Here is a 17,636-nt window from a genome sequence, read left to right as displayed (position 1 = left end):
TGAGGGTCAGTTCTTGAGGAACATGTTCACGTAGAACGGCTCACCCGCGGAGGCGTCGCCCTCGGCGCCACCGATGTTCGTGCCGGTGACGAAGGCGAGCTTGGCGTAGTAGCGCGGCAGGGCCACGTACATGCCCAGGATCTCCTTGTCCAGCTCACCCCACTTGGCGACGGACTCCTCGGCCGGGAGCTTGCCGATCTCGTCGATCTTGGCGTCCAGCGCCTTGTCGCTGAGCATGCCCCAGCTGAGGCCGTCGCCGATGCTGTGCGTCTGGAACAGCACCGGGAACCAGCTACCGCCGCTCGGCCAGTCCGAGCACCAGCCCTGCGGCGCCTGGCCCATGTTGACCGGAGCCTCGTAGTCGCCGATCTTCTTGCGCAGCTCAGCGGTGTTGACACCGATCGGCTTCACGGTGAAGCCGGCGGCCTTGAACGCGTCGACCCGGATCTGGTTGGTCTGCTGCGGGATCGGCTTGGTGTTGTCGTAGTACCAGCTGAGCTCGAAGCCGGCCTTGCCAGCCGCCTCCAGCATGGCCTTCGCGGCGGCCGGGTCGCCCTCGCCCTTGCCGTTGAGGTCGGGCAGCGCGTCGTACTTGGTGTAGCCGGGCACGCTCGGCGGCAGGATGGTGCTGGCCGTCGCGGCGTTGAAGCTGGTCAGGCCGCTGGCCTTGTACACCTGGTCGTACGGGTACGCCTTGGCGATCGCCTTGCGCACCTCCAGCGGGATCTTGCGGGTGTCCAGCTGCACCGAGTAGGTGCAGGGCTGGTCGCCCTGGATCAGCTGGGCCTTCTTGTCCCCGGTCACCTGCGGGATCAGCGAGGCGTCGACAGGGCTGTAGTTGAGGGCGTTGGCGTCCTCGCCGGCGCTGTTGAGCACCTGCTGCTGGGTCTTCGGGTCCTCGCCGCCCCACTTGAAGGTGAAGCCGTCCGGGTACTGGTGGCGCACCGCGTCGGTGTTGGCGTCCCAGTTCGGGTTCTTCTTCAGCTTCAGCTCGGTGCCCGGGGTGTAGGTGTCGAACTGGTACGGCCCGGTGGCGAGGGGGTTGTTCTTGTAGTTCTCCTTGGTGTCCTTCGCCTTCGGGATCGGCGTGAACACCGGGAAGGTCATGTAGAGGGGCAGGTCCGCGAAGGGCCGAGCCAGGTGGATGACGAGCGTGCTCGCGTCCGGGGTCTCCACGCCGGCGAAGGAGTCGCCGCTGGTGTAGGGGCCCTTGTACTTGTCGCCGTCCTTGAAGTAGGTCGCCTGGTACGTCGGGGCGCTGGTGTACACGTCGTGGGCGAACGAACGCTTGATCGCGTACGCCAGGTCCTCGACCTTGACCTCGCTGCCGTCGGCGTACTTGACGCCCGACTGCATCTTGAACGTCCAGGTCAGCTTGTCCGCCGAGACGGTGCCGAGGTCGGTGAGGTCCGGCACGAGCACCGGCTTGCCGCCACGCAGCGCGAACTGGGTCGGGCTACGGAAGAGCAGCTTCTCGATCGCCAGCGCGTCGGCGTAGTAGGTGTCGGTCGGGTCGAACGTGTTCGGGGTCAGCTGGGAGTAGACCGTGACGACCCCGCCCTTCTTGGCCCCGGGCACCTCGGCAGCCGGGCCCTTGGCGGCCGGGTCGAACGCGCTCTGCTGGGTCTCGATGCCCTTGGAGTCACCTCCGCCGTTACTGCCGTTGTTCGACGACGGGCTGCCGCAGCCGGACACCGCCAGAGCGGCGGCCACTGCGGCGGCGAGACCAACCTTGAGTTGCCTCACAGACGTACTCCTGTCTTGTCTTCCAGTCAGCGGACCCCCGACGTGCGGGGTCCGTGGTTCTCCTCCGGTCCGGAGCGTCCTCATCGACGGGTCCGGGGGTCGAAGGCGTCGCGCACGGCGTCGCCGAGCAGGCTCAGGGCGAGCACCAGGATCGTGATGCCGAGTACGGGCAGCCACAGGTAGAGCGGGTCGGCCCGGTAGTAGGTGGTGGCGGCGGAGATGGTCAGCCCCCAGGACGGGGTGGGCTCGATCAGCCCGGCCCCGAGCACGGTCAGGCCGGCCTCGGCGACCACGTAACCGGGCAGGGCCAGCGACACGGAGACGACGATCGGCGCCACCAGGTTCGGCAGCAGCTCCTTGAAGAGCACCTGCCGGGTCGGGATGCCGAGCACCTTGGCCGCCGCGACGAACTCCCGCTCACGCAGGGAGAGCACCTGCCCCCGGACCAGGCGGGCGAGGCTCGCCCAGCCGAAGAACGACAGCACGCAGATCAGCGAGATGAAGCGAATCTGGGCGACCTCCTCGGCAGCGACGCCGTCGGCGCCGCCGAAGATCGCGACCAGGACGGCGGAGCTCGCGATCGCGAAGAGCAGGTACGGCAGGCTCAGCACCAGGTCGATCAGCCAGGAGAGCACCCGGTCGATCCAGCCGCCGGAGAAGCCGGCGACCAGGCCCACGACCACGCCGATGATCGTGGTGATCGTGGTGACCGCCACAGCGACGATGAGCGACGGGCGGGCGCCGTACACCCAGCGGGCGAAGAGGTCGCGGCCCAGTCGGGGCTCCACCCCGAACCAGTGCTCGCTGGTCGGCCCGATCGTCGGGAAGCCGAACTCGTCGATCAGGTTCTGGTGCAGGTCGCTGGCGTTCTGCCCCTCCAGCCCGGCGAGCAGTGGCGCGAAGATCGCGATCAGGACATAGGCGGCACAGACCGCGGCACAGATCATCGCGATCCGGTCGCGGCGCAGCCGGGCCAGGGCGATCCGGGTCGGTGACTTGCTGACCGTCCGGACCGGGGCGGCGGGCGACGCCGCACTCGGCACCGGTCCGTCGTCCGGCTCTCCGGCGCGGAGCACCTGGGGCTCCGAGACCATCGGCTCCACGCGGGACGACCTCCTCATCGTGCTGACACAGGGCACCGCCAGCCGGACGGCTGTCCGACTGGCGGCTCTAGTGCCGGAACATTAGTCGAGCAAATGATTTCGCGATGAGTCGGGACTGTTACGTGCCCATGTCGTGGGATCCGCCTCAGCCACCCTTTCGGCGCACCGATCGCCACTGACCACCAGTGATTGCAGCACAGCGGTCGCGTGATCACGCAGAGTGAGCATAACGACCCGGCCACTGCGGGCACCCGCGACGAGCAGGCGCGTCCTTGCAGTTCAATACGTCAATGAACTGGCCGACCCGGTCTTACTGTTGCCCTGGGCAACATTTTCGCATCACTCGCTGTAACGGCCCTCAATGGAAAGGAGGCATCCACCATGCCGACTCGAGAAGCCCTGACCGCAATTTCGCATCACGAGTCCGGGAAGCCTCACCGGAATTTATGCAGTGATGTCCGTGGATGCATAATCCATGCGGCGTGTTGTCCGAGCGAGCGGGTGCCGGGCGCCGGGCGAAGGTCAGGCTGCCGATGAGCGCGTCGTGTCACCCGGGCCAGGACGGCCCGGGTGACACGCGACAGCGCTTAGACGAGCCCGCCGAGGGACGGGTCGCTGATGCTCTCCTTGCCGTTCTCGACGTGCCCCGCGCAGCGGTACGCGAAATCGGTGTCACCGGCGACGCTGACGGTCAGGTCGTACCAACCGTGGGTACGGGAAAGCTGCCAGTGCGCGCGCTCGGTGTCGCCGGGGCGCAGCGACAGCTTGACCGGACGAGAGTTGTACCCGTCCTTGACGGCCACCTCGATCCGCTTCGACCCACGGTTCTTGAGCGTGAGCACGACCTTGTAGTCGCGCTCGTCGTACGAGGGGGTGATGTCGAGGTCCGTGGCGTGCCGGCCCGCCTCGCTGTCGGTGAACCGGCGGAAGAACCCGTTCGGCCCGTGCACCGACAGTTCGTACCCGGAGGTGACCTGCCAGGTGTCGCTCAGGTGCTTGCCCGGCTCGACGGTGAAGCTGCGCGGGGCGTCCGCGCTGCCGGCCTGACGGACCTGGAAGACCGCGGCGACCCCGCCGGTGTTGCGGAAGTCGATCCGGAACGAGCCGTCGCTGCGACGACCGTCGGCGTGCAGCGTGTACGGGATGGCCCGCGCCGGGCGTACCCCGTGCTCCTGCTTCGGCAGCCGCTGGTGCGCCGGCGGGACCGGCACCTCGTCGGGGTGCCGGACCAGCTCCTCGGGCTTGAAGTCGTCGGTGTCGGGCAACCGGGCAGCGCGCGAGCGGTTCGGGTGCCGGAAGTCGAAGGCGCTGGTCAGGTCGCCGACGACGGCGCGTCGCCACGGGGTGATGTTCTTCTCGATCAGGTCCGGCCGACCGTCGGCGAACCGCGCCTCCAGGAACTTGATCAGCGAGGTGTGGTCGAAGACCTGCGAGTTCACGTAGCCGCCACGCGTCCACGGGGAGACGATGACCATCGGCACCCGGATGCCGAGGCCGTACGGCCCGGCCGGGTGGTCAGCGTCGCCGGGGAAGATCTCGTTGGTGGTCGGTACGGTCGACTGCCCGTGTTCGCGGGTCTGCGGGGGCGTCGGCGGGACCATGTGGTCGAAGAAGCCGCCCTCCTCGTCGTACGTGATGAACAGCGCCATCTTGCTCCACACCTCGGGGTTCGACGCGAGGATGTCGATGACCTGCGAGATGTACCAGGCCCCGAACGCCGGCCCCCAGTTCGGGTGCTCGGTGTACGCCTCAGGCGCGGTGATCCAGGAGACCTCGGGCAGACGTCCCGCCTCGACGTCGGCGCGGAAGTCGGCCAGCAGCGCCTCCGGGTCGCGGCCCTGGGTCCTGATCTCGGTGCCGGTCTTGGCCTTGTCGGCCAGCGGCGTTCCGGGCTGCGCGTTCTGGTACTGGTGGAAGTAGAGCAGCGAGTTGTCGCCGTAGTTGCCGATGTACGGGTCGTTCGTCCAACCCCAGGAGCCGGTGGCGTTGAGGCCAGTGCCGACGTCCTGGTAGATCTTCCAGGAGATGCCGTTGCGCTCCAGGCGCTCGGGGTACGTGGACCAGTCGTAGCCGGCCTCCGCGTTGGTGATGACCGGGCCGCCGCCCTTGCCGTCGTTGCCAACCCAGCCACTCCACATGTGGTAGCGGTTCGGGTCGGTCGGCCCCATCAGCGAGCAGTGGTAGCTGTCGCAGACGGTGAAGGCGTCGGCCAGCGCGTAGTGGTACGGCAGGTCCTGGCGGGTGTGGTAGGTCATCGCCGTGACGCCCTTGTTCGGCACCCACTTGTCGAACCGGCCGTCGTTCCAGGCGGCGTGCCCGTCGTTCCAGCCGTGCGGCGGGTCCGGCAGGAAGGTCTGGCCGAGGTCCTTCACCTCAGGACGGAAGGGCAGCAGCTCGTCGGCGCCGTTGGGCTGGTGCCACACGTCCTTGCCGGACGGCAGTGTGGCCGGATGTGGGTCACCGAAACCGCGTACGCCGCGCATGGTGCCGAAGTAGTGGTCGAAGGAGCGGTTCTCCTGCATCAGGATGATGACGTGCTCGACGTCCTTGATCGAGCCGGTCCGGTTGTTCGCCGGGATGGCGAGCGCCTTGTCGAGGTCCAACGGGAGCGCCGCGCCGATCGCGGGAACTCCCATCGCCTTCAGGAACGTACGGCGGTCCACCGTGCTCATTACTCCCCCATCATGTGCTCTGCTCGGGAAACGGGCGACCGGACGCTACCGACGGTGGGTTGACACCAGATGGCCATAGTTGGATGGTTTTGCAACCTCTCGACGACCGGCGGCAACCAGCCCCTTTGAGCAGCGTGAACCACGAAGATGATCTTCGACTGTCTGCCGGGTGCTGTTCAGCCAGTCGTCGGGGAACGCTCATCGCCCCTCGGGAGAGTGCTCGGCGTCCCAGCACCTCACCCACCAGGGAGAACAGATGGCCGCCAGCGGCGATCAACGAAACGTAGAGCGGCGGACCCTGCTCCAGGCGATGCTCGCCGCACCCGCCGCGGGCGCCGCCGTGTCGGTGCTCGGTGGCACCGCCGCCTCGGCCGCAACCGCGACAACGACAGCGGCGTTCGACGCGCAGAGCCCCCGCTTCGCGCTCGCGGTGCTGCCCGACACGCAATACCTCTTCGACGAGGACAGCGCCGACCCGGAGCCGTTGAAGGCCACCTTCCGCTACCTCAACCAGGAGCGCAAGGACGCGAACATCGTGTTCATGACGCACCTCGGTGACGTGACCGAGCACGGCAGTGAGCATGAGATCGCGCTGGCCGCCGAGACGTTCCGCACCCTCGACGGCAAGCTGCCGTACAGCGTCCTGGCCGGCAACCACGACATCCGCGGCGGCGACGACCAGCGCGGCGACAGCGTCTACCTGCGCGCTTTCGGCCCGCAGCGGTTCGCCTCGATGCCCACCTTCGGCGGCGCGTCGCCGGACGGCTACAACAGCTACCACGTGCTGCGCGCCGCAGGGCGCGACTGGCTGGTGCTCGCGCTGGACTGGCGCATCTCGGACAAGGGTCTGGCCTGGGCACAGGGCGTGATCGACGAGCACTCCACCCTGCCGGTCATCCTCACCACCCACGACCTGGCCTGGGCCGACGACGCGGGCACGGCGCAGCTCTCGGACAACGGCCAGCGCCTCTGGGACCGGCTGATCCGCAACAACGACCAGATCTTCCTCACCCTCAACGGACACTACTGGCCGCCCGGCCGGACCACCCTGAAGAACGCCGCCGGCAACGACGTCCAGGTGCACATCACCAACTACCAGGACCGCTACTACGGCGGCGCGGCGATGATCCGCCTGTACCACTTCGACCTGGCGCGCAACGTCATCGACGTCGAGACGTTCTCGCCCTGGTTCCTGGCCCGGGACCCGGAGAAGCGCACGCCGTTGGAGGCCGAGACGATCGAGCTGACCGGCCCGGTCGACCGGTTCAGCATGGAGATCGACTTCGACTCCCGGTTCCACGGGTTCGCGCCGGTGACGCCGCCTGCTCCCCGTCCCCCGGTCGCGGTGCTGCCGCGCGCCACGGTCGGCTACTGGCGGTTCGACTCGTACGGCTTGCCGGCGGGCGCGGCCGGTAAGCCGGTCGCGGACGGCACTGTGGTGCGGGACCTGAGCGGGAACGGCAACAACCTCACCGTGCAGCGGATCGGGGCCGGCGGATCCGAGGCGCTTACCTACTCCACCGAGCACCACCCCGGTCAGCCGGCACACGCCAGCCTCCGCTTCGACGGCGGCAAGGGCCCGGATCGCGGCGCCATTCTCCGGGCCAGCCCTGGCGCCTCGATCAACAGCATGAAGTTCACAAGCGGGTACACCATCGAGGCGTTCATCAAGCTCCCCGACCCGTTCGAGGGCGACCACGCCTGGATGGGCATCCTGAGCTGGGAGGGGCGCAGCGGCGACGCCGGCAAGACGACCGGCTGGTCTCCACTGGAGTCCACCTGCAGCCTCAACGTCTCCTCCGAGCGGTTCCTGCAGTACGTCGTCTACGCCGACAAGCAGGACGCCGACCCGACCTCGTGGAGCCACGCCCTGCCGATCGGGCGCTGGACCCACCTCGCGGTCGTCAACGACGGTCAGAAGACCGTTGTCTACGTCGACGGGTCGAAGATCGCCCGCAACCCCACCCAGCCGTCGACCGGCATCGCCACCCTCGGGCTCCCGTTCGTGATCGGCGCGACGTCGTTCGACCTCAAGTACGAGCAGGGCTTCTACGGGTGGATCGGCGATGTCCGGGTCACCGCCAAGGCGCTGCGTCCGAAGGACTTCCTGACGCCGTACGCCTGAGCAGCGCTGACGTCCGGTCGGTCACCACGGTGACCGACCGGACGACCGGCGACGAGCCCGCGGTCCGAAGTGGCCGAAGCGGCGACACTAAGATCGATTTCGTGAACATCGACGCCGACGGGTGGCAGGACAACGGATCAGCGGTCAGTGACGGCCGGCACTTCGCGGTCACCTGGGCCGCCAGCGCCGACCGACAGGACGCCGGGCCAGCCGAACGCAGCTACCGGCTGGTCGTGCGGACCAGCGTCGGCGGGGACGCCCTGCGGATCCGCCTGACCAACGCCTTCGGTGAGCACCCGGTGACCTTCGACAGCGCCTTCGCCGGGTTGCAGCGCCACGGCGCCGAGCTGGTCGCGGGCAGCAACCGGCGGCTGACCTTCGACGGGCAGCCCTCGGTCACCGTGCCGGCCGGCGAGGTGATCCTCAGCGACCCCCTGCCCGGCGAGTGGGCCGCCCAGAGCGACCTCGTGGTCAGCCTCCACGTCACCGGCGCGCAGGGCCCGACGAGCGGGCACGGCATGGCCATGCAGACGTCGTACGCGGCCGCGGGTGATCACGCCGCCGAGGAGGCGGCGACCAACTGGACCGAGTCGATGACGTCCTGGTACTGGCTCGACGCCGTCAGCGTGCGAACCTCCACGGCGATCAGCTCGGTGGTGCTCCTCGGCGACTCCATCACCGACGGGTGGGCCTCCAGCACGGACCTGAACCGGCGCTGGCCCGACTACCTCTCCCGGCGGCTGCAGGCCGCGCCGGAGAGCATGGTCAAGGGCGTGGCCAACGCCGGCATCTCCGGCAACAAGGTGCTCGGCAGCGACGCCGGGGAGGCCGCGCTGCGCCGGTTCGACCGTGACGTGCTCTCCCTGCCCGGGGTGAGCACGGTCTTCGTGTACGAGGGCATCAACGACATCAAGGCCCACACCGGCGTGACGGTGGACGACCTGACCACGGGTTATCGGCAGTTGGCCGACCGAGCGCGCGCGGCGGGCAAGCGCATCGTCGGCGCCACGGTGATGGCGTACAAAGGCTGGCCGGAGTACGACGACGCGGGTGAGGCCGTGCGCCAGAGCGTCAACGACTGGATCAGGCACAGCGGCGTGTTCGACGCCGTTGTCGACTTCGACCGGGTCACCCGCGATCCGGCCGACCCGCAAGCGCTGCTGCCGTTGTACGACAGCGGAGATCACGTCCACCCGAACGACCGGGGCATGCAGGCGATAGCGGAGGCTGTCGATCTCGATGTGCTGAGCTGCCGGACGCGCGTCGCGGGCAATCTTGGGGGCTGACACGGCCTCGCGGTACCGATAGCGTCCACCCACCCGGACGATCGACGTTCGGTCGATGCCAGGAGGAGACGCCGATGTTCGAGGAGTTCATGGGCATCCCCGCCCACCCGCTGCTGCTGCACGCCGCTGTCGTGTTCGTGCCGCTGCTCGCCCTGCTGACGATCGGTTACGCGCTCGTCGCGCCGATCCGACCGCACACGCGCTGGGTGCTGGGGCTGCTCGCGGTGGGCGCACCCCTCGCCGCCCTGGTGACGAAGCTCTCCGGCGATGCCTTCCTGGAGCGGATGCAGGCGGCCAACCGGGTCACCCCGGAGTTCCTCCCGAAGCTGGAGACGCATCAGGAGTTCGGCGACATCACGCTCTGGGCCACCATCGGGTTGGCGATCGTGGCGCTGGCACTCGTCCGCTTCGTCGCGCCGAGGGGCGCCGACGCCAGCGCGGACGGGCGGCCCGGTCGGCCGCTGACCCTGGCGTTGCAGGTGTTGTCGGTGGTGGCCGCCGGCGTCGCCATCTACTACGTGTTCCGCACCGGCGACTCCGGCGCGAAGGCGGTCTGGGAGGGCCAGTGACGGCGTACGAAAAAAGTGGTGCGGCCCAGCCGGAGCTGGGCCGCACCACCGAGTCGACGATCAGCCGGCGCGGTAGGCCCGGATGATGGTCTGCTCGATTCCGCTACCGCCGTCGGCGGCGGCCTTCACCCGCAGTGACACGGACTTTCCGGTGGCGACAGTCGGCGCCGTGAACCGGTAGCTGTCGCCGCTGGCGGTGACCCGAGCCGACTTCCAGGTGGCGCCGTCGTCGGTCGACGTCCAGACCTCGAACGACGTCACCTTCTGCGTCTTGACCCCGCGCGCCTGCCGGACGAACAGCTCGGCCGTTCCACCGGTGGTGTGGTTGTTGGTGTCCATCGGCAGCGCGTAGTCCAGCGCGAGCAGCGGCAGCGGCGCACTCTCGGTCCCGTCCGGCCCAGCGGAGCGGAACGTCCACGACGTGTTGACCTTGGTCGAGAACGGCAGGATCAAACTGTTGTCGACGTCCAGGGTGAGCCGGTAGTCGGCCTTCTCCTGCGGCACGGCGAATTCGGCGAACGGAACGTCGCGCTCCCCGACCAGCTTCCCGTTGCGGTGCAGCGAAAGCGTGCGGTCCATGCCGAGAAGGTGGCCCTGCGTGCAGTCGCCCCGCTGGTGCTGATCGGTCAGCGACACCAGGACGATGTGCATGTTGCCCCGAGTCCGCGACGGCGCGGTGACACAGCTCTCGCCGAAGCCGGCCGGCTCGTCGTAGAAGCCGGAGTGCAGCGGCTGCCGCGCCCAGACCTTGCTCTGCCGACTTGCCGGCTCGTAGCTGCGGGCAGCCTCCACGGCCCGCAGGCCACCGTAACGGCCATGGTCCGCCCAGAGGTAACCGGGCGAGAGGTAGTCGGTGCGGTACGGCGGCGGGCTCTCCTCGTAGAGGTCGGTCACCCCGAACCCGTCCGGCGTGAAGCCGTAGCGCTTCAGTTGGGTGAGCATCCCCTCACTGTCCACCTGGTGGAACCGCTCATCGATCTGGGCGAGCTTCGCCTGCTCCGCCTTGGTCACCCGGTAGGAGAGCCCGGGCGGCAGGGCGCCCTCGTACTCGTGGATCAGGGCGTAGCGGTACGGCTTGGCGGTGCCGGCCGGCGAGGACAGGTGCGCGGCCAGCACGTCACGCCGGGAGCCGACTGTCGGCTTGGCAAGTGCGACGGTGCGGATCGTCGCCTTGGGCCCGAACGCGCTGAACCTGTGCCGCCAGGACAGTCCGTTCGGCGCGGTCTGGATGTTGTTGAGGTCAAGTCTGGTGTTCGCGGTGGGCACCCCGTCGACGGTCACGGTCACCGGCCGGGCCTGCGCCGGATCGAGCATCACGGTCCGATCGCCGCGTACGTCCAGGTCGGCCTCACCGGTGAGCGCCGTCTCCAGTTCGTCGTTGCTGTCAAGGTCAGTGTGTTGGGCGACCATCGTGGTGCCCAACACCGCGTACCGGCCGGCGGGAACCCGCAGCGTGAAGGTGTCACCAGGCGTGGCTGCCGACAGCCCGTCGTAGTAGAGCATCGGGTCGGCGAGGTTGGTGACCAGGACGTCCAGCCAGGTGTCCGCGCCCTCCTTGAGACCGGGTACCGGCTTCGACCGGACCGTCAGGTCGTAGCTGGGCGGCTCGACGTAGAAGGCCACCGGGGTCGTCGCCACCAGCTTGTGGCCGGCGGTCCGGGCGGTGACGGTGGCCAGGTAGAAGCCCGGCCGAGCGGCCAGCGCCGCGCGGTTGATCCGCAGGTTCGTCGCGGCGGTGGCGCCACGCTTGACAGTCAGCCGGCTCGCGGACAGCGACGCCGCGCCGCGCGGCACCGACTGACCGTCGTGGTTGACGATCGACACGTCGAGGTCGAGGACGGTCGTCGCCGAGGTCGCCGGGCCGGTCCAGCTCAGCTTCGTCTCGCTGGTCCCCGCCTGCGGGTAGGCGAAGGTGCCGAGGTTGACCACCGGCTGGTCGCTGGTGGATCCGCCGAGGGCCCGGGCGGCGTTGAGCCGACCGGCGCCGACGGCGTACGGGTCGATGCCGGTGAGCGGGTCGGAGGCGCCGACGAGGGCGGCCTTGAGCCGCGCCCCGGTCCAGTCGGGGTGGCGCTGGGCGAGCAGCGCGGCGGCGCCGGCCACGTGCGGGCTGGCCATCGAGGTGCCGCTGATGCCCTCGTAGTACTTGTCGATCGGGTCCTGCAGGTTGGTGCCGGCGGCCCGGGCGGCGACGATGTCGACGCCGGGGGCGACCAGCTCCGGCTTGGCCGCATGGCTGCCCATCAACGGTCCGCGGCTGGAGAAGCCGGCGAGCTTGTCGTTACGGTCGACCGCGCCGACGGTCAGCGCGCTGGCGGCCGATCCGGGTGACGAGATCGCGGCACCGCTGTTGCCGGCGGCGACGACGAAGAGCACGCCGGTGGACTTGCTGAGGCCGTCGACGGCGAGCGAGAGCGGGTCGTTGCCGTCGTCCGGCGATCCGCCGCCGAGGCTCATGTTGATGATGTCGGCCCGGGCGGCGGCCCACTCCATGGCGGCGATGATGCCGGAGTCGTCGCCGGAGCCGTTGTCCCCGAGGACCTTGCCGATCACCAGCTTGGCCTCTGGCGCCACGCCACGGCGCTGACCGTGTGCGGCCGCGCCGGTGCCCGCGATGGTCGCGGCGACGTGCGTACCGTGGCCGTTGTGGTCGACGGCGTCACCGCCCTCGGCGGTGAAGTCGGCCCGGTCGGCGACCCGGCCGACCAGGTCCGGGTGGGTGAAGTCGGCACCGGTGTCGAGCACCGCGACCCGGACGCCCTTGCCGGTGTAGCCGGCCTTCCAGGCATCTGGCGCGTCGATCTGGGCGAGGTTGCGGTCCAGGTCGTCGTGCTTTGCGCCGCCGGTCAGGGCGGTGGCGTGGACCTTGCGGTCGAGCCAGACCTTCTTCGCGCCGGCGAGCAGCGAGTTGGTCGCCAGCTTCGCGGTGGCCGGGCTCTTCTTGGGTACCCGGCCGGCGACCGCGCCGATGCTCGGCAGCGCCAGCACGTCACCGAGCGCGGCGACCCGGGCGGACGCGGTGGCGGGCTGCACGATGAGCGGCAGCTCGGTGGCGTTCTCGTCGTCGTAGCCGTCCGCGATCAGCGTGGTGACGTCGAAGAGGTCGGGGTCGAGGACCGAGCCGATCTTGGACGCGACGCGGGCGGGGATGACGTGCAGGTGGCCGTCGGGCCCACAGCTCTGGCGGATGATGGCGGTCTCGTCCGCCGGCCGCACCGTGGCATCCGGGCAGCCCGATCCGGTCTCCCGTACGGTCACCACGTCGCCGGTGAGCAGGGTGACTGTGTGGGTCTTTCCGTCGACCGAGGCTGCCGGGGCGCCGGTCTGGCCGATGTTGCTGGATCCCGCTATTGCCGAGCCGCCCGGTAGGGCGGTCAGCGTCGTGGCGGTGACGGCGAGCGCCATCAGCCACCGTGTTTTCCTGAGCATGTTGCCCCTCGTCTTATGTGGACGAATACGCCGCCAACGGACGGCTAACGCAAGATCATAAACACGAAAACGATCTTCGCGGGCATCCTGGGCTGCGGTTTCTCACACCTTGAGCAGCGGGAGCACCCGTCGGCCGAGCAGGTCGATCCCGCCGTGCGGCGTCGCACCGTGCGGAGTGCCGAACTCCACCCGGCTCGCCCCGGCGTCGAACACCGCCGCCGCCTGCCCCGCGACCTGCTCGGGGGTGCCGGAGAAGGCGAACAGGTCGAGCAGGTCGTCGCCGATCAGCGCACCGGCCAGGTCGTCCTCCCGGCGGCCGACGTGCTGCTGGATCCGGGCCAGCAACTCCGGGTCCAGCTCGATCGTCGGGTCGAGGGCGGCGACCACCGCCAGGTACATGGCCACCTCCCGGCGGGCCACCCGGCGGGCCAACGCACCGTCCTCGTCGACCACGGTGACCGCACCGAGCACCACGCCGGTGCCGTCCCGGTGCGGGGCCGCCGTGTCGTCCAGCCAGGCCCGCATCATCCGGGCCATCGCCGGGTTCGCCGAGCCGCCCACCTTGACCTCGCTGGCGAACCCGGCCGCGGCCCGCGCGGTCTGCCGCCCCCAGGTGCCGACCAGGACCGGCACGTCGGCGCGGGCCGGGGTGTAGCGCAGCGACGTGCCTGGTGCCACGGTGAACTCGGTGCCCTGGTAGCCGCTGTCGTCGCCGGCGAGTAGCAGCCGCACCACGTCGACGGTCTCGACGATGCGTCGGATGGGACGGACCTGCGGCACCCCGATCTCGTTGAGCCAGGTGCCCCGGGCCAGCCCCAGGTAGGCCCGGCCCTGCGAGGCCAGGTCCAGTGCGGCCACCTGGCCGGCGACCTCCACCGGGTGCATGGTGAACGGGTTGACACAGGCGGCACCCAACCGGATCCGCCGGGTGTGCCGGGCCGCCACCAGCAGCGGGAAGATCGGCGGCTGGTACATCAGGTCCCCGAAGACCGAGAGCACGTCGAAGCCGTGCCGCTCGGTCAGCTGGGCCAGCTCCGCGTACTCGTCGGCGGACTTGTCGGACTGCAGGCCGATGCCGACCAGCCCAGCGCTCACGTCAACTCCTCGGTGGGGATGCGCTGTAGGCCGGTCCGCTCGATCCGCATGATCAACCGCTCGTCCGGGTCCGGGCAGGCGACGTGGCTGTCCCGGGCCAGCCAGTCGCCCTCGGCCAGCTCCCGCTGCTTCGCCGGCAGCAGCGGCAGACACGCGGCCAGGGCGTAGAGGCAGAAGTGCCCGCCGGCGGGGATGGTGAGCCGGTTGGAGCCGGTCAGGTCGATGTGGTCGCCCGGCTTCAGGCCACACACCGAACGGCCCTCGATCCGCTCCACCACGATCCGCAGGTCGTACAGGTCGGTGGTGGGTTCCTCGGCGCTCATCGCACGGCCTCCGCGTGGTGGTGCACGATGCGCCAGGAGCCATCCTCGCGGCGCAGGACGTCGGTCACCCGGAAACACTCGTCCGGCCGGGTGTCGCCGAAGCGGGCCCGCAGCAGGTAGCGGACCAGACCGGTGTCGCCCCAGGCGTCGGCGCGTAGGTCTTCCGGCACCACCGAGAGTGGTGGCGAGCCGGCGGCCCGGGTCGCCCGGCGGTCCCGCAGGTCGTCAAGTGCGCGCAGGCCGGTCAGTAGCCCGGCGGCGTCGGACTCCCAGAACGTCAGGTCGGGGTGCAGGTACGCGTCGAAGGCGGGCCGGTCACCGAGGGACCGGTACAGGTCGGTGATGGTGGTCAAGAGCTCATCGCTCATCGGTTGTCACTTCCGATCAGGGGGTACGGCGGTGCGGGTGGTCAGGGCAGGTCGGCCAGGCGGGCACGGAGCGGGTCCAGCCCCATGGGTCCGAGCGCCAACGCCGTGTGGTGGAAGCGTTTGCGGTCGAACGCCGAACCCTCACGCCGCTCGGCCTCCCGACGGGCCTGCTGCCACAGCCGCGCGCCGACCTTGAAGGCCAGGGCCTGCGCCGGCCAGCCGAGGTACCTGTCGACCTCGAAACGGGCGGTCTCGGCGTCCAGGCCGGCGACGCGGGTGAGCACGTCCACCGCGAGCGCGGGCGTCCAGCGCCGCTCCTCGGTGAACCCGTTGCCGGCCGGGATCGGCAGCCGCAGGTGCAGGCCCAGGTCGATGACCACGCGGGCGGCCCGCCACATCTGACCGTCGAGCATGCCGAGCCGCTCGGCCGGGCCGGCGTAGAGGCCAATCTCGTCGGCGAGGCGTTCGGCGTAGTGCGCCCACCCCTCGGCGTACCCGTGCACCTGGCAGAGGGTGCGCTGCCACGGGTGCAGGGCGGCGGTGGTGAGGGTGACGGCGTGCTGGAGGTGGTGGCCGGGCAGCCCTTCGTGGCAGAGCGTGCCGACGTGCCGCCACACCGGCACTGTCGACTCGCCCGAGGGCACCGACCACCAGATCGCGCCGGGACGCGTCAACGCCGGGTCGGGTGGCGTGTAGTACATGACTCCGGAGGTGGCGGGGCTGATCCGGCACACCACCTGGCGGGTCGCCGCCGGGATGTCGAAGTGGGTGCCGTCGAGCGCGTCGGTCAACCGCTCGGTGCGCTGGCGCAGCCACTCCTCCAGAGCCGGGCCGGCCGACACCCGGCCGGCCGGGTCGGCGTCCAACGCCGCCCGCGCGGCCGCCACCGTCGGGTGGCCCAGCTCGCCCGCGACGGTACGCAGCTCGGTGGCGGTGCGGTCCAACTCCGCCCAGCCGTACGCGTACACCTCGTCGAGGTCGACTGTGGCACCGAGGAAGCTGCGGGCGGTGACTCGGTAGAGGTCGCCACCAACACCGTCCACCTCGGACGCTACGGGTGCCAGGTCGGCGCGGAGGAACGCGGCGAAACCCGTGGTGGCGGCGGTGGCCAGCCGGGCGCCCAGGTGCAGCTGCGCGGCGAGTGGCCCGCCGGGGTAGCCGTCCACCAGCCGCCCGTAGAAGTCCGCGCGGGTCCAGGCCGTGCACTGGTTGGCGACCACGAGCACCTGTCGGCGGGCGACCAGCTGTCCGCGCTGCGCCGACCGGCGCAGCGTCGCGGCGTACCGGGCGAGGGCCTCGGGCACCTGGCGCAGGTGGACGGCGAGGACCGCCCAGTCGTCCTCGGTGTCCCGGGGCAGGTTGTCGAAGATCTGCCGGAGCAGGTGCACCGGGGTGGCCAGCGGGGCGAGCAGTCGGGTGGTGAAGCCCGCGTCGTACAGGTCGACCTCGCTAGCCAGCCGGTCGAGCAGGGCGTCGGCCAGGACCAGCTCGCCGGGGCCGTGGGTGGTCGCGGTGGCGGCGGCCGTCGCGGTGCGTCGGGCCAGCTCCGCGCGGGCGTCGAACCCGTCCGGTGAGAGATCCGGGACGTGCGACCCAGGGGTACGCCCCACCGCCTCGGCCGCCTGTGGGTCCAGCTCGGCGAGCGCGTCGAGGTACCCGTCGGCGACCCCGGTGATGCTTGTCATCGCGGTACGCCGAGCCGGCCGTGGTCGTCGCGGTACGCCACCCCGCCCTTGAGCACCGCGTGCAGGGTGCGCAACGCGGAGACCGAGCGGGTCGGGTCGTCGCGCAGCACCAGCAGGTCGGCGTGCTTGCCGGCCTCGACGCTGCCGAGGGTGTCGGCCCGATCCAGCCACTGCGCGGGGCGGATGGTGGCGGCCTTGAGCGCGTCCGCGACGGGCATCCCCGCGTCCACCATGAACTCCAGCTCACGGATGGTCGCCGTGGTCTCGTCGTAGCCGGCGTGCGGGGGCATGTCGCTGCCCAGCGCGATCGGCACCCCGTTACGGATGGCGTGCTGGAGGCTCTCCCAGTGTCGAGGGCCGGCGGCGAGCGCCCGGTCCATCAACCAGCCCGGCACCCCGGAGTCGCGGAAGAACTGCTCGCACCGGCTCACCACGATCGTCGGCACGTACCAGACACTGCGCTCGGCCATCAGCCGCGTCACGTCGTCGGTCAGCTCGTAGCCGTGCTCGACGCAGTCGAGGCCCAGCTCCACGGCCCGCCGGACCGAGTCGGCCGGGCCGGCGTGCGCGGTCACCTTGCGCCCCCAGTCGTGCGCGACGCGGATGACCGCGGCCATCTCGTCGTCGAGCAGCTGCGGGGTGTCGATCGCCTCGTGCTGCCCGGCGATCCCACCGGAGATGCAGACCTTGATCAGGTCTGCGCCGGCGCGGAGCTGTTCGCGGGTGGCCCGGCGGAACCCGTCCGCGCCGTCGGCCTCCAGGGCGTCGGCCTCCCAGCCGTGCCCGCCGGTGCAGCAGAGCGCATGCCCGGCGGTGAAGATGCGCGGGCCGTCGACCGCGCCGGCCTCGATCCCCTTGCGCAGGGCGAAGTCCGCGTAGCGGCTCTCCCCGACGAGACGGGCGGTGGTGACACCGGAGTGCAGGGTGCGCCGGGCCGAGTCGGCCATCAGCAGTACCAGCTCAGCCAGGTTGGCGCTGTGCACGGTGTCGGCGAGGTGGCCGGGCAGCCCCAACGAGAGGTGCACGTGCATGTTGGTCAGGCCCGGCATGACGTGGTCGCCGCCGAGGTCGACCACCCGGGCGTCGCCGGCCTCGGCGAGGACGTCGTCGACCTGACCGACGGCACGGATCAGCCCGTCGGCGTCGATCCAGATGCCGCGATCCGGTTGGAGGGCATCCTCGACACCGTCGTAGAGGGCGAGGTTGACCAGGACCTGTTCGGTGGGCATGCGCAT

General features: G+C 70.3%; 12 protein-coding genes. 3 read left to right on the top strand and 9 right to left on the bottom strand.

Annotated elements, in window-relative coordinates:
* Nucleotides 1-6: 6 nt before the first annotated feature.
* The 3 genes from IF46_RS0124185 to IF46_RS0124175 all read right to left on the bottom strand — a co-directional run bounded on the left by IF46_RS0124185 (nucleotide 7) and on the right by IF46_RS0124175 (nucleotide 5,521).
* Nucleotides 7-1,746: an ABC transporter substrate-binding protein gene (locus IF46_RS0124185; protein ID WP_198041520.1), complete on the bottom strand. Its 1,740-nt coding sequence runs from the start codon at nucleotides 1,744-1,746 to the stop codon at nucleotides 7-9.
* 80 nt (nucleotides 1,747-1,826) lie between these two features.
* Nucleotides 1,827-2,840, bottom strand: coding sequence for an ABC transporter permease (locus IF46_RS0124180; RefSeq protein WP_084598029.1), 1,014 nt, complete (start codon nucleotides 2,838-2,840; stop codon nucleotides 1,827-1,829).
* A 596-nt stretch (nucleotides 2,841-3,436) separates the two neighbouring features.
* Entirely contained in the window at nucleotides 3,437-5,521 is a 2,085-nt protein-coding gene (locus tag IF46_RS0124175) for a phosphocholine-specific phospholipase C (protein WP_030490666.1), read from the bottom strand.
* Nucleotides 5,522-5,777: 256 nt separating this feature from the next.
* Between IF46_RS0124175 and IF46_RS0124170 the strand changes: the two genes are divergently transcribed.
* From IF46_RS0124170 to IF46_RS0124160, 3 genes are all read left to right on the top strand, one after another.
* Nucleotides 5,778-7,646 (top strand): LamG-like jellyroll fold domain-containing protein, encoded by a 1,869-nt coding sequence (locus IF46_RS0124170; protein WP_030490665.1) that lies wholly within the window; start codon nucleotides 5,778-5,780, stop codon nucleotides 7,644-7,646.
* A 101-nt stretch (nucleotides 7,647-7,747) separates the two neighbouring features.
* Nucleotides 7,748-8,932 (top strand): SGNH/GDSL hydrolase family protein, encoded by a 1,185-nt coding sequence (locus IF46_RS0124165; protein ID WP_198041519.1) that lies wholly within the window; start codon nucleotides 7,748-7,750, stop codon nucleotides 8,930-8,932.
* A 74-nt stretch (nucleotides 8,933-9,006) separates the two neighbouring features.
* The gene (locus tag IF46_RS0124160) at nucleotides 9,007-9,501 is read left to right on the top strand and encodes a DUF2231 domain-containing protein (RefSeq protein ID WP_030490663.1); all 495 of its coding nucleotides are present in this window, start codon (nucleotides 9,007-9,009) and stop codon (nucleotides 9,499-9,501) included.
* Between the two features lie 60 nt (nucleotides 9,502-9,561).
* On the opposite strand, the gene IF46_RS0124155 is transcribed toward IF46_RS0124160, so the two are convergent.
* The 6 genes from IF46_RS0124155 to IF46_RS0124130 all read right to left on the bottom strand — a co-directional run bounded on the left by IF46_RS0124155 (nucleotide 9,562) and on the right by IF46_RS0124130 (nucleotide 17,636).
* On the bottom strand, nucleotides 9,562-12,930 hold the full coding sequence (locus tag IF46_RS0124155) for a S8 family peptidase (protein ID WP_232234142.1): 3,369 nt from the start codon (nucleotides 12,928-12,930) through the stop codon (nucleotides 9,562-9,564).
* Between the two features lie 102 nt (nucleotides 12,931-13,032).
* Nucleotides 13,033-14,025 carry an LLM class flavin-dependent oxidoreductase gene (locus tag IF46_RS0124150; RefSeq protein WP_030490661.1) on the bottom strand — a complete coding sequence of 331 codons (993 nt, stop codon included), beginning with the start codon at nucleotides 14,023-14,025 and terminating at the stop codon, nucleotides 13,033-13,035.
* A complete protein-coding gene (locus IF46_RS0124145; protein WP_030490660.1) occupies nucleotides 14,022-14,348 on the bottom strand; it encodes a TIGR04076 family protein in 327 nt (108 codons plus the stop codon). Before IF46_RS0124145 ends, IF46_RS0124150 begins: the two co-directional genes overlap by 4 nt.
* On the bottom strand, nucleotides 14,345-14,716 hold the full coding sequence (locus IF46_RS0124140; protein WP_030490659.1) for a nuclear transport factor 2 family protein: 372 nt from the start codon (nucleotides 14,714-14,716) through the stop codon (nucleotides 14,345-14,347). The genes IF46_RS0124145 and IF46_RS0124140 overlap by 4 nt, the downstream gene beginning before the upstream one ends.
* 41 nt (nucleotides 14,717-14,757) lie before the next feature.
* A complete protein-coding gene (locus IF46_RS0124135) occupies nucleotides 14,758-16,401 on the bottom strand; it encodes a DUF885 domain-containing protein (protein ID WP_030490658.1) in 1,644 nt (547 codons plus the stop codon).
* Nucleotides 16,398-17,636, bottom strand: coding sequence for an amidohydrolase family protein (locus tag IF46_RS0124130; RefSeq protein WP_036393064.1), 1,239 nt, complete (start codon nucleotides 17,634-17,636; stop codon nucleotides 16,398-16,400). The genes IF46_RS0124135 and IF46_RS0124130 overlap by 4 nt, the downstream gene beginning before the upstream one ends.

It is taken from the genome of Micromonospora chokoriensis (assembly GCF_000718555.1).
Classification (GTDB): Bacteria; Actinomycetota; Actinomycetes; order Mycobacteriales; family Micromonosporaceae; genus Micromonospora; species Micromonospora chokoriensis_B.
This window is presented reverse-complemented; position numbering and strand designations above follow the sequence as displayed.